This window comes from Marivita cryptomonadis (genome assembly GCF_002115725.1).
GTDB lineage: Bacteria > Pseudomonadota > Alphaproteobacteria > Rhodobacterales > Rhodobacteraceae > Marivita > Marivita cryptomonadis.
Genome location: NZ_JFKD01000002.1, coordinates 350093 through 362223, shown reverse-complemented (window position 1 = coordinate 362223; position 12131 = coordinate 350093). Strand labels below are relative to the sequence as shown.

11 protein-coding genes are annotated in these 12131 nt (G+C 59.3%); 2 read left to right on the top strand and 9 right to left on the bottom strand.

Going from position 1 to position 12131, the window contains the following annotated elements:
* The first annotated feature begins 24 nt into the window (after positions 1-24).
* Positions 25-1743, top strand: a complete 1719-nt coding sequence (metG, locus tag MCRY_RS03685) for a methionine--tRNA ligase (RefSeq protein ID WP_085628121.1) — start codon at positions 25-27, stop codon at positions 1741-1743.
* Between the two features lie 92 nt (positions 1744-1835).
* Here metG and MCRY_RS03680 read toward each other — a convergent pair whose 3' ends face one another.
* Complete coding sequence (locus MCRY_RS03680) at positions 1836-2270, bottom strand: FKBP-type peptidyl-prolyl cis-trans isomerase (protein WP_085628120.1); 435 nt, start codon at positions 2268-2270, stop codon at positions 1836-1838.
* Positions 2271-2426: 156 nt separating this feature from the next.
* The gene (locus MCRY_RS03675) at positions 2427-2885 is read right to left on the bottom strand and encodes an Lrp/AsnC family transcriptional regulator (protein ID WP_085628119.1); all 459 of its coding nucleotides are present in this window, start codon (positions 2883-2885) and stop codon (positions 2427-2429) included.
* A gap of 138 nt (positions 2886-3023) precedes the next feature.
* Between MCRY_RS03675 and ald the strand changes: the two genes are divergently transcribed.
* Positions 3024-4145, top strand: a complete 1122-nt coding sequence (ald, locus tag MCRY_RS03670) for an alanine dehydrogenase (protein ID WP_085628118.1) — start codon at positions 3024-3026, stop codon at positions 4143-4145.
* A 57-nt stretch (positions 4146-4202) separates the two neighbouring features.
* Here ald and MCRY_RS03665 read toward each other — a convergent pair whose 3' ends face one another.
* The 7 genes from MCRY_RS03665 to MCRY_RS03635 all read right to left on the bottom strand — a co-directional run bounded on the left by MCRY_RS03665 (position 4203) and on the right by MCRY_RS03635 (position 12099).
* Complete coding sequence (locus tag MCRY_RS03665) at positions 4203-5687, bottom strand: fused MFS/spermidine synthase (protein ID WP_085628117.1); 1485 nt, start codon at positions 5685-5687, stop codon at positions 4203-4205.
* A 69-nt stretch (positions 5688-5756) separates the two neighbouring features.
* Positions 5757-6734 carry a serine hydrolase domain-containing protein gene (locus tag MCRY_RS03660; RefSeq protein ID WP_085628116.1) on the bottom strand — a complete coding sequence of 326 codons (978 nt, stop codon included), beginning with the start codon at positions 6732-6734 and terminating at the stop codon, positions 5757-5759.
* Between the two features lie 96 nt (positions 6735-6830).
* On the bottom strand, positions 6831-8630 hold the full coding sequence (locus tag MCRY_RS03655) for an NAD(P)/FAD-dependent oxidoreductase (protein ID WP_085628115.1): 1800 nt from the start codon (positions 8628-8630) through the stop codon (positions 6831-6833).
* Positions 8631-8801: 171 nt separating this feature from the next.
* On the bottom strand, positions 8802-9167 hold the full coding sequence (gene rplT / locus MCRY_RS03650; protein ID WP_085628114.1) for a 50S ribosomal protein L20: 366 nt from the start codon (positions 9165-9167) through the stop codon (positions 8802-8804).
* A gap of 12 nt (positions 9168-9179) precedes the next feature.
* Positions 9180-9380, bottom strand: a complete 201-nt coding sequence (gene rpmI, locus MCRY_RS03645) for a 50S ribosomal protein L35 (RefSeq protein WP_085628113.1) — start codon at positions 9378-9380, stop codon at positions 9180-9182.
* A 110-nt stretch (positions 9381-9490) separates the two neighbouring features.
* A complete protein-coding gene (locus MCRY_RS03640) occupies positions 9491-10372 on the bottom strand; it encodes a bile acid:sodium symporter family protein (RefSeq protein ID WP_085628112.1) in 882 nt (293 codons plus the stop codon).
* Between the two features lie 5 nt (positions 10373-10377).
* Complete coding sequence (locus tag MCRY_RS03635) at positions 10378-12099, bottom strand: AMP-binding protein (RefSeq protein WP_085628111.1); 1722 nt, start codon at positions 12097-12099, stop codon at positions 10378-10380.
* Positions 12100-12131 lie beyond the last annotated feature (32 nt).

Genomic DNA, 12131 nt, shown 5'->3' with positions numbered 1-12131 from the left:
AGTGGCAAAGCAGGCGCATAGGACATGGCACGGCATCTCATCACGTCGGCAATCCCCTATATCAACGGGATCAAGCACCTCGGAAACCTCGTGGGCAGCCAATTGCCTGCCGACCTATATGCGCGCTATCTGCGGGCACGCGGCAACGAGGTCATGTTTTTGTGCGCCACAGATGAACACGGCACGCCAGCCGAACTGGCAGCAGCCAAAGCAGGTAAACCTGTAGCCGACTACTGCGCAGAGATGCACGCCGTGCAGTCGGAAATTGCCCAAGGGTTCCGCCTGTCCTTCGACCATTTCGGCCGCTCGTCCAGCCCGCAGAACCACAAGCTGACCCAGCATCTGGCAGGCCGTCTCGCAGACGCTGGCCTGATCCGAGAAGTGAGCGAAAAGCAGGTCTACAGCCATGCCGACAAACGCTTTCTGCCCGATCGCTATATCGAGGGCACCTGCCCCAATTGCGGTTACGACAAGGCGCGCGGCGACCAATGCGAGAATTGCACCAAACAGCTTGACCCAACCGATCTGATTGATGCGCGCTCTGCCATTTCCGGATCGACCGACCTTGAGGTGCGCGAGACGAAGCACCTGTACCTGCGCCAATCCGACATGCGCGGCAAGCTGCAGGAGTGGATTGACAGCAAGACCGACTGGCCAATCTTGACCACCTCCATTGCCAAGAAGTGGCTGAATGACGGCGACGGCTTGCAGGACCGGGGTATCACCCGCGATCTGGACTGGGGTATCCCGGTCAAAAAGGGCGAAGAAAACTGGCCCGGCATGGAGGGCAAGGTATTTTATGTCTGGTTCGACGCGCCCATCGAATACATCGCTTGTGCCGGTGAATGGGCCGAGGCCCATGGCAAGACCGATGCAGATTGGGAACGGTGGTGGCGAACCGAAAAGGGCGCGGACGACGTGCGCTACACTCAGTTCATGGGCAAGGACAACGTGCCGTTCCACACGCTGAGCTTCCCCGCGACGATCCTCGGGTCAGGCGAAGATTGGAAGCTGGTCGACTACATCAAATCGTTCAACTATCTGAACTACGATGGCGGCCAGTTCAGCACGTCGCAGGGCCGCGGTGTCTTCATGGATCAGGCGCTTGAAATCCTGCCCGCAGACTATTGGCGCTGGTGGCTGCTTAGCCACGCCCCGGAAAGCTCGGACAGCGAATTCACCTGGGAGAATTTCCAAGGGTCAGTGAACAAGGATCTCGCTGATGTTCTGGGCAATTTCGCCAGCCGGGTGACCAAATTCTGTCGCTCCAAGTTCTCCGAGGCAGTTCCGGCTGGGGGCACTCCCGGTGCGCGCGAAGAACAGTTGGTTGCCGATCTCGAAAAAGGTCTGCGCGATTACGAAGCCCATATGGACGCAATCGAAGTCCGCAAATCAGCGGCCGCGTTGCGGGCGCTTTGGGTTCTGGGCAATGAATATCTGCAGGACGTGGCCCCTTGGACCACGTTCAAAGACGACCCGGATGCGGCAGCCATGCAAATCCGCATCGCGCTCAACCTGATCCGGTTCTACGCTGTGATCTCGAGCCCGTTCATCCCGGACGCCTCAGCCCAGCTCCTGACGGCGATGCACGCCGAAGATGCAGACTGGCCTACCGACGTGGCATCAACCGTTGAGGCACTACCGGCGGGTCATGTGTTTTCAGTTCCGGAAGTGACGTTCCGCAAGATCAGCGATGAAGAGCGCGTCGGCTGGCAAGAGCAGTTCGCCGGGGTTCGCACCTGAAAACCGCTTCTTTGGGCTTCAAATACCTCGGGGAGCGCGAGGGGCGGAGCCCCTCGCTTCGGTCCGATCGGCAAGGCCGATCGGACATGTAATCAGGCCGCTTTGATTTCGACCAGTTCGACGTCGAATGTCAGGTCCTGACCAGCCAGCGGATGATTGGCGTCCAAGGTCACCTCGGTCTCGGTCACTTCGGCCACCATGACCGGAACAACCTGACCCGTGGGTGTTTGCATCTGCAACTGTGTGCCCGGCTCGAGCGGAATGTCTGCCGGAATTTCGCCACGCGGCACGGCTTGCTGTGCATTGGGATCGCGCTCGCCGTAGGCCTGATCTGCAGACACTTGCACGGTTTTGGTGTCGCCCACGGCCATGCCGGGAATCGCCTGATCGAGACCGGGAATGATCTGGCCTGCGCCGACCGTAAACTCCAACGGGTCACGCCCTGCGGAACTGTCGAAAGTCGAACCGTCAGACAGGGTTCCGGTATAATGAATCGAAACGGTATCGCCCGTTTTTACCTGGCTCATGAATACTCCGTATGTCGGGGGGATGAGTGTGGGAGGCCGCATCTCAGGCGGGTGCTCCGGCGTATATGGTTATGATACCAAAACAGCAGCAAAGACACAAACCACCTATGCCAGAGCGCATTTTCTGCGATGCAAAGGCTCGGGTCCGACGAGCTGTTAGACCGGAAGTGCAGTTGTCTTAAACACCGTGCGCAGCGCGAACGAGCTTTGCATCTGCGCCACACCGGGAAGTCGCGTGAGATATTGCCGGTGGATACGGGCGAAATCCTCGGTGTCCTCGGCCACGATCTTGAGGATGTAATCGGCAGTGCCCGCCATCAGATGACATTCCAGAACATCCGGCACCCGCGCGACCGCTTTTTCGAACGCTTCTAGCAGCTCATCCGCCTGACTGCTGAGTTTGATTTCGACAAAGACAGTTGTGGGGATTCCCAGCTTTCTGGCATTGAGCAGCGCAACATAGTCCCGGATATACCCATCCGCTTCAAGCCTCTGAACCCTGCGATGGCAGGCCGATGCCGACAGGTTCACCGACTCGGCCAGTTCGGCATTCGAGATACGACCCTTGCGCTGCAAGACGCGCAGAATACGCCGATCTGTGTCGTCTAAGGACATGACGCAAGTTTCCTCCCGTATTTACCCTATTTTTTCGAAGGGTCTTCGCAAGATGGGCTGCAGCTCGCCAAAGATCCATACAAAATTGCGAAGAAACAGGCGCATCCTCTCTTCTAGACACAGTCGGAGGATACAGTCATGAAAATCGGATGCCCTACAGAAATCAAACCCCAGGAATTCCGCGTCGGCGTCACTCCGAGCGCGGCTCAGGAAGCTATTGCGCATGGCCACACCGTTCTGATCCAGAAGGGTGCAGGCATTGGCGCAGGATTTGACGACGCGGCTTATACGGATGCCGGCGCACAGATCATCGACACCGCGGAAGAAGTGTTTGCCACCGCAGACATGATCGTCAAGGTCAAGGAACCGCAGGCGGTCGAGCGCAAGATGCTGCGCGAAGGCCAGTTGCTGTTCACCTACCTGCACCTTGCGCCGGACCCCGAACAGACCAAAGACCTGCTCGCCTCAGGCTGCACGGCCATTGCCTATGAAACCGTGACCGACCGCACTGGCGGCCTGCCCTTACTGGCTCCGATGTCCGAAGTGGCTGGCAAGCTGGCCCCGCAGATGGGCGCATGGACGCTGCAAAAGGCGAATGGTGGCCGTGGTGTTCTGATGGGCGGCGTGCCCGGCGTTACTCCGGCACAGGTTGTCGTGATCGGTGGGGGCGTAGTCGGCACCCATGCGGCCCGCGTCGCTGCTGGCATGGGCGCAGACGTCACGGTTCTGGACCGGTCCCTGCCCCGCATGCGTTATCTTGATGACGTGTTCGGCGGAACCTTCCGCACCCGCTATGCAAGCAAGGCCAACATCGCCGAGATGATCACAACCGCCGATATGGTTGTCGGTGCCGTGCTCATACCCGGTGCCGCAGCACCCAAACTTGTGAGCCGTGCTGATCTTGGTCTGATGAAGCCGGGTTCCGCGCTTGTGGACGTGGCGATCGACCAAGGCGGTTGCTTCGAGACATCGAAAGCCACAACGCACGAAAACCCGATCTACGACGTCGATGGCATCATGCATTACTGCGTGGCTAACATGCCGGGGGCTGTTGCCCGCACCTCGACTATCGCACTTGGCAACGCAACGATGCCGTTCATGCTGGCGCTTGCCGACAAGGGCTGGCAGCAGGCCTGTGCCGACGATCCACACCTGTTGGCGGGTCTGAATGTGCATGCGGGTCAGCTGACCTACGAGGCGGTTGGTCAGGCACTTGGCCTTGCTGTAACCGAACCCAAAATGCTGCTCAAGGCGGCATAAGAGAGACATCCAGCGCCTCTCCGGCGAGGGCGCTGGCATGGGCTTGGTCGGGTCGCGTTAATCGCGCGGTCCGACCAAGCGATCAATCGGTGCGTAATCGTCGGTCAGATAGACGCCCGCAGCAGCAAGCTGATCAACAAAGCCCGAACCAAGCGCGGCAAAGGTCGTGCGTTCAGGGGCAGGCACCGAAAAGCTGTTCGTCGGAGTTTCCGACACGCCTGCGGCAATCACCATCACGACCCGTTCCCCCGGTGCAGGACGCCGCGCCTCGGTCCAAACCTCAACCACCGGGAACACGTCGCGGAGCGTTGTGACAAGGCTGCCCACCGCTTGCATCCGATCCGCATAGTCGATCACGTTCATCAGGTAGGTACCCTCCGGTGTCAGCCGGTCGCGGATCAGCGCAAAGAACTCGGCTGTCACCAGATGTTGCGGAACGGCGGTATCGGTGAATGCATCCCCGATCACAACGTCGTAGCGCTGATCCTCTGTCAGCAGCGCTCGCCGCGCATCCATGTGCAACACACGAATGTGTGTCGGGTCAAACCAGAAATCCCGCTGCGCGAGGTCTGTCACCGCCGGGTCAATCTCGGCCACGGTTGTCTGAGTAAACCCGCGATGCGCAAAGGCTCGGGGAAGCGCGTAATTGCCACCGCCAATGTGGAACGTCACAGGATCGGCAGTTGGGGCGCGAAGGCGTGTCAGAGCGTCCAGCATCGCGGCGTGATTGGTGAACATGATGTCAGGTGCGTCTTGGGCGGAAATCCCATGCACCAAATGGTCGATCACCATGGCGCGGGTCGGGTGTGATGAATCCGCCGACACATCGACCGATTGCAGGCAGAAATAGCGGCTTTCCAGCTTGCATGGCCCTTTTGAAAGGCCCGAGGCCAGCGCCAGCGCGACCAGTGCGACAAGGCTTGCCCCCTGCACCACGCGCAACCCTTTGCCCAAGGCAAAGCACAGTGCTGCACCTGCCGTGTAGACCAGTGTCACAGTGGTCAGCGTCCATAGGCTGCCCAGAAACGAGATAAATACAAATCCGGCAAGCAGCGTGCCGACGATGGCACCAATAGCGCCCGAAGCGAACATCGCTCCCAATGCCTGCCCTTGCCGCGACGGGCCGGACAGCGACACCTGCGTCAGCAACGGAGCCGGGATGCCTGCAAAGAGCGAGGGCAGAAAAAACGCTGCCAGCGTCAGGCCGGTAATGCCCCAGACGGGTTGCGGGAACGCGGACAACACGGGCTCAGCCGAGGCACGCAAGGCGACACCCGCCAGCGCCGTGGTGACTGCTGCTGCAACCAGCGCCCACGCGGTGGCAACCATCGGGTTGATGCCGGGACGATCGGCCAAGCGACCGCCCCACCAATGCCCTGCGGAAAAGCCCGCCAAGACAACGGCAATGACCGAGGTCCACGTATAGAGCGACATACCGACATAGGGCGCGAGCATCCGCCCAGCGACGATTTCCACCACCATCGAGGCGGCTGATACGGTGGCTTGCAGGGCGACAAGCAGCCAAAGGGGCGCTGTGGACATGATAACTCCCGCGCGATTGCGTTTGCCGCATCTTGCGGAGCATTCGCGCGAAGGCAAGGGAGGTTAGTCTTAGGCCAGTGCCAGAACAGGCCCATCCAGCAGGCGCATCAGGTCGCCGAAATAGCCGCCGGACCGGGCGGGCTGGTTGGGATCGGAGGTGATCGCCACCGCAAGATTGCGAGCCTCGTGCGACGCGATGATCTGCCCGCCATAGCCCCGTGCCAACGTGTAGCCCGAGGGCGACAGGAACCAGCCATAGCCGTAGGACAGGCCTGACCAAGGTGACCGAGCGTAGGGCACAGTTGAGGCGGTGATCCAGCTTTCGGGGATCACTTGTGCGTTTTCATATTGCCCGCCGTCCCGCATGAGCTTTGCAATCTTAAGCATGGCCGTCGGGCGCAACGCCATTTCGTTGCCACCCATGTAGTAGCCTTGCGGATCACGCGTCCATGGCGGGATCTCAATATCCAAGGGTCGCCCCAGCCGTTCGCGGGTTTGCGCAAGAAGGCTTTGGCCCGTGGCCTCGGTCAAAGCGGCGCCTAGGATATGTGTCGATCCGGTTGAATAGAGCATCTGCCCACCGGGTTCAGCAACCATCGGCCGGGACAGGGCATCGGCCAGCCAGTGTCGAGAATTGACCCACGCGCCGTAATTCTGACCGGACGTGCGCTCAAGCCCGGCACGAAGGGTCACAAGGTCTTCCAGCGTGATCTCCCCTGCACCGGCGGTCGCACTGGCGGGCAGAATATTGGGCGCAACTTCGGACAGGGGTGCCGTCACTGACGTGACCTCATCCCGGTCGATGGCCGCGCCAAGCAAAAGTGCCACGATGCTTTTGGAGCAGGATTTGATATTGGCCAGACGATCCAGACCGGGACCGCGCGGCGCTTCGGCAAACAGCGTGTCTGCGCCGCGGCTGATCTGGAGCGAGTGTAACTGTGGCAGCGCATCAAGAGCGCTGCGCAGGTCGTCGGCCTGTGCCCGCGCTATGAACGGTGTGGACAGCGCGGCGGCTGTCGCTACGAGGAAAGTGCGGCGATACATCATGAGTTTTGGTGTAACGCCCCGCAGCCGCGTGTCCAGAACAGCACTTTCACGACTGCGTGCATTGGGGCGGATCAGATGACCCGCACCATGCTTGCGTCAGCCTAAGTGATGCACTTCTTGCAGCGCATAGACCGGGGTTGGAATCCCTTCCATCCGGGCCTTGATCTGCAGGGCAAGGAACTGCGAATAGTGCCGGGACTGGTGCAGGTTTCCGCCGTGGAACCACAGGTTATCCTGCTGCGTCGGCTTCCACATGTTGCGCTGTTCGCCTTCCCATGGGCCGGGGTCTTTGGTGGTGTCCGACCCCAGTCCCCAGACCTTGCCCACCTTGTCGGCCATGTCCTGACCCATCAGATCAGCGACCCAACCATTCATCGAATTGTAGCCCGTGGCAAAGACGATCAGGTCCGCTTCAAGCTTTTCGCCCGAATCGAGGATCACCCCGTCGTCGACGATCTCGGTGACCTGCCCACGCTTGAGCTTGACCTCACCGTCGATGATAAGCTGGCTTGCGCCCACGTCGATGTAGTAGCCGGATCCACGGCGCAGGTATTTCAGGAACAGACCGGACTCGTCATCCCCCCAATCGAGCCAGAAGCCGGCCTTCTCCAAACCATCGTAGAATTCTTTGTCCTGTTCCTTCATCGCGGCATAAGCCGGGATCTGGAACTCGTGCAGAATTGCATAGGGCAGTGAGGCAAAGATCAGGTCCGCCTTTTCGGTCGTCACACCGGCATTGACCGCACGTTCGGAATAAAGGTCTCCCAGACCGATCTCCATCAGCGTGTCAGAGCGCACGATATGGGTCGACGAGCGCTGCACCATCGTCACATCGGCGTCATGCTCCCAAAGAGCGGCACAGATGTCGTGCGCCGAGTTGTTGGAACCAACGACAACGCATTTCTTTCCGTTGTAGCGATCCGGGCCCGGATGCTGCGAAGAATGATGGATATCGCCTTTGAATGTGTCCATGCCCGGAAAGTCAGGAATGCGCGCCTTGCCGGACATCCCCGTCGCCATGACAAGTTGCTTGGGGCGCAGGGTGACTTCTTCACCGTCGCGGTCGACCACGACGGTCCATTCCTGCTTGGCCTCGTCATAGGTCGCGGATTTGGCAGTGGTGCGGGTCCAGTAATTCAGCTCCATCACCTTGGTGTACATCTCGAGCCAGTCACCGATCTTGTCCTTCGGCGCAAAGACAGGCCAGTTTTCGGGGAACTTGATGTAGGGCAGATGATCATACCAGACCGGGTCATGCAGGCAGAGCGACTTGTAGCGCTTGCGCCAGCTGTCACCGGGCCGTTCGTTGCGTTCGACGATGATGGTCGGCACACCCAACTGCCGCAGACGCGCCCCAAGGGCGATCCCGCCCTGCCCGCCGCCGATGATCAATGTGTAGGGCTGTGTCGTGTAGCCCAACTCCTTGGCCTCGCGCTCACGCTCTTCCGCCCAGGTTTCGCGGTTTTTGCCGGCGCCATGCTTGGCCCCCAGCGGACGATCAAACCCTTTGGGTTCTTCATGGCCCTTCAACTCGACCATCGTGGTCAATAACGTCCAGATCTTCCCTTCACGCAGCCGGATCAGACCATAGCCGCGCGCCACTTTGGTCTCGAACGTGATCCAGGCGGTCACGATCCCGCCGTCCTCGGTCACCACCTCGCCTTCGGCAATGGTCCAATTGTGCGGTTTGGTCGTGGCAAGCTGGTGCTTCAGCATGTCCTCGACCTGATCCTTGCCTTCGACTGTTTTGATATTCCATGTGAAGGTGACAAGGTCGCGCCAGTAACAATCATCTGCGAACATCTCGCGGGCGCGGGCGATGTCACCGTCTTCCAGCGCTTTCCCGAATTCATCAAGAAAAGCCTGCGTTGTGTCAGACAATGTCGAGTCGAGCATAAATTCCTCCCAGATTTTTGCTGTTCTGTTCTGAGAGTGCCAACAGCGACGCTTTGACGCTAGGGAAACTTTGGTCGTGTTGCGGGATCGGCGGTTTGGGGTGTCTGATGCCGAAACGTAAAAAGCCCCGCTGAACCAGCAGGGCTTTCTAACTTCAAAGCTCGGGGTCGCTTATGCGGCCAGTGCGCCTTTGGCTTGATCAACGATCGCGTTGAACGCTTCGGGCTCGTGCACGGCCAGATCGGCCAGTACCTTGCGGTCCACTTCGATGCCGGCCAGATTCAGGCCGTTGATGAAGCGGGAATATGTCAGCGCTTCGTCGTGCAGACGCACAGCTGCGTTGATCCGCTGGATCCACAGCGCGCGGAAGTTGCGCTTGCGGTTCTTACGGTCGCGTGTGGCGTACTGGTTGGCCTTGTCGACGGCCTGACGTGCAACCTTGAAGGTGTTCTTGCGGCGGCCATAGTAACCTTTGGCGGCCTTAATAACCTTCTTGTGACGGGCGTGTGTGGTGGTTCCGCCTTTTACTCGGGACATATCACTTCCTCCTTAGCGCGCGTAGGGCATCATCGGCTTGATGATCTGTTCATCAGCCTTCGACAACACGGTGGTTCCGCGCGCGTCGCGGATGAACTTCTTGTGGCGCTTGATCATGCCGTGGCGTTTGCCAGCCTGACCTGCCTTGATGCGGCCCGTTGCCGTCACCTTGAACCGCTTTTTGCAGCTCGACTTCGTCTTCATCTTCGGCATTTCCGTCTCCTGTCATTGGGTCGGTGTGCGCGCGACTCGGTATGCCAATTCGACCGGTCCCGCGGGTAGAGCGCGCCGTATAGGCGGGCTTTGAGGGCGATGCAACAGTTTCAGAGCAGGCTGTCGGGGATTTTCTGCTCTGCCGCTGTATTGGCGCGTCGGAAGATCAAGGTCACGCAGGTCGACACGATGACGATGAACAGCGAATAGAGAACGGGAACCGCCATGATCGCTTGCGCCTCGGTTCCCTGAAAGGTGAAGACGATGATCGCAATGGCCAGTGGTCCGTTCTGAATGCCGGTCTCGAGTGCAACCGTTCGGGCATTTCGGGGATGCAGCCGCAGGGCGCGGGCAAAAAGATAGCCGATGGTGATCCCGAACAGCCCCAGACCAATCGACGCGATATAAGTGGCAGACGTGGTTTCGAGAAGGAACTGCCAGTTGCGGGGAATCCAGCTGACCATCAGGAACAGGATAAAGAACAGCGCCAACGCCGAGCCGAAGAACTCTGTCACGGCGCCCACGTTGGCACTCAGCTTGCGCAGCAACATTCCAATGGCCACTGGCACCAGCAGCAAAACCAGCGTGACAATGATATTTTCGCGTGGGATCTCGAGGTTAAGCGCCGAGGCATAAAGCACCAGAACAAGCGGAATCATCACGACGCCGGTCACTGTTGATGTGACGGTCATCAGAACCGACAGTGCCAGATTGCCTTTGGAAAAGTATGTAAAGATGTTCGACGTCGTCCCGCCCGGCATACAGGCCATGATGAGGATACCCAGCGCGATGGTTTCCGGCACTACAAGGAAGGTCGCCAGCAGAAACCCAATCAATGGCATGAAGCCGTATTGCGAAATTACCCCGATGGCCAATCCATAGGGACGCCGCAAAGCCAGATAAAAGTCGCGTGGCGTGAGAGAAGCCCCCATGCCGAGCATGATGACAAAGATCATCAGCGCCAGCAGCGCCTGTTCAAAAGCTCCAACCATGCCGCTTACTCCGCTGCGATGCGGGCCAGTTCTTCGGCGCGCAGGTCTTTTCTGAGGATTTTGCCGACATTCGATTTCGGCAGCTCATCGCGGAATTCGACCCGCTTGGGTACTTTGTAGGCGGTCAGGTGTTTTTTGCAGTGCGCACGGATGTCCGCTTCGGTTAGACCGTTGTCGCGTTTGACGACAAAGGCTTTCACCGCTTCGCCCGTCCCATCGTCAGGAACGCCGATCACCGCCGCCTCCAAGATACCTGGATGCAACGCAAGACAGTCTTCCACCTCGTTCGGGTAGACGTTGAAACCCGAGACAACCACCATGTCCTTTTTCCGGTCGACGATCCGGAAATAGCCATCCGGGTCCATGACACCGATATCCCCGGTCAGGAACCATCCATCGCGCAACGCGTGCCCACTTTCATCAGGTTTGTTCCAATACCCGGCCATGATTTGCGGACCTTTGGCAGCGATCTCTCCGGTTTCACCTTGGGCGACCGGCATTCCAGCTTCGTCCAGACAGACGACCATGGTGCCGGGCACGGGTATTCCGATGGACCCATCGCGCGTCTTGCCAAGTGGGTTGAACGTCAGGACCGGCGACGTTTCAGTCAGACCATATCCCTGCAAAACAGGCTTGCCGGTAACGCCTTCCCATTTCTGCGCCACCGCCGCTTGCAGTGCCATGCCGCCGGCGGACGAAAACTTGAGAGACTTGGGCGGGCTGTCGGTAAACCAGACCTCGTTGGTCAGCCCGTTGAACAGCGTGTTCACACCGCTCATCCACGTAATCTTGTAGTTCTCGAACGCGCGTTTGAGGTTCGACAGGGGCCGTGGATTGGGGATCAGGATGTTGCGTGCGCCCAGCCAGTAGAAGGCCAGCATGTTCACCGTGAAGGCGAAGATGTGATAGAGTGGCAGCGCAGTCAGGGCGACTTCTTTGCCCTTTTCGACGCCTTCCAGCATCTCCATCGTCTGTTCCATGTTCATGATCAGGTTGGCATGGGTCAGCATTGCACCCTTGGCCACACCTGTGGTGCCGCCGGTGTACTGGAGACAAGCCACATCATGGGCATCGACGCTTTGCGTGTAGACATCCGCCTCGATCCGTTCGCGCTGCATGTGATCGCGCCCGGCCGTCACAGCATCGGGAAAGCGGATATGAGCCACCTCGATGGGCTTGACCGACTTGTCCCAATGCTTTTGCACCAACCCGACGATCCCGCGTGGCAAGACGGGCAGGAATTCCGCGACGCGGGTCACGATGATGTTGGGGATCGGATGCCCTTGGGTGGCCGCCGGTATCTTGTCGGCAAACATGTCCACGATCACCAGCGCATGCGGCTCGGCATCGGAGAACTGCTTGGCCATCTCGTCCGCCGTATAAAGCGGGTTGACGTTCACGAGGATGCAACCTGCCTTTAGAATTCCGAAGGCGGCAATCGGGAAGGACAGGCAGTTCGGCATTTGGAGCGCGACGCGATCCCCCTGCCGCAAACCTGCGACCTCGCGCAGGTAGACGGCAAACGCGTCAGACATCTCGTCGACCTGCTGAAAACTCAGCGTGCCGTTCATGCCGTTGGGCAGGCAGGTCGTAAATGCCGGTGCGGTGCCAAATGTGCTCGACACCGAACGGATCAAATCCGCAAGGGTGCGATACGATGCGGTTTCGATATCCTTTCGGACTGTCGGACCGTAAAACGCTGTCCACGGACGCGCTTCTGGTGTCATGCCATTCTCCTCCCAATGCATCGTCGTGCCCC

Excerpts from the sequence above, each read along its gene's own strand:
- metG (WP_085628121.1), top strand. The coding sequence starts at position 25 with ATGGCACGGCATCTCATCACGTCGGCAATCCCCTATATCAACGGGATC.
- MCRY_RS03680 (WP_085628120.1), bottom strand. The coding sequence starts at position 2,270 with ATGAGCCAGGTAAAAACGGGCGATACCGTTTCGATTCATTATACCGGA.
- MCRY_RS03675 (WP_085628119.1), bottom strand. The coding sequence starts at position 2,885 with ATGTCCTTAGACGACACAGATCGGCGTATTCTGCGCGTCTTGCAGCGC.
- ald (WP_085628118.1), top strand. The coding sequence starts at position 3,024 with ATGAAAATCGGATGCCCTACAGAAATCAAACCCCAGGAATTCCGCGTC.
- MCRY_RS03665 (WP_085628117.1), bottom strand. The coding sequence starts at position 5,687 with ATGTCCACAGCGCCCCTTTGGCTGCTTGTCGCCCTGCAAGCCACCGTA.
- MCRY_RS03660 (WP_085628116.1), bottom strand. The coding sequence starts at position 6,734 with ATGATGTATCGCCGCACTTTCCTCGTAGCGACAGCCGCCGCGCTGTCC.
- MCRY_RS03655 (WP_085628115.1), bottom strand. The coding sequence starts at position 8,630 with ATGCTCGACTCGACATTGTCTGACACAACGCAGGCTTTTCTTGATGAA.
- rplT (WP_085628114.1), bottom strand. The coding sequence starts at position 9,167 with ATGTCCCGAGTAAAAGGCGGAACCACCACACACGCCCGTCACAAGAAG.
- rpmI (WP_085628113.1), bottom strand. The coding sequence starts at position 9,380 with ATGCCGAAGATGAAGACGAAGTCGAGCTGCAAAAAGCGGTTCAAGGTG.
- MCRY_RS03640 (WP_085628112.1), bottom strand. The coding sequence starts at position 10,372 with ATGGTTGGAGCTTTTGAACAGGCGCTGCTGGCGCTGATGATCTTTGTC.
- MCRY_RS03635 (WP_085628111.1), bottom strand. The coding sequence starts at position 12,099 with ATGACACCAGAAGCGCGTCCGTGGACAGCGTTTTACGGTCCGACAGTC.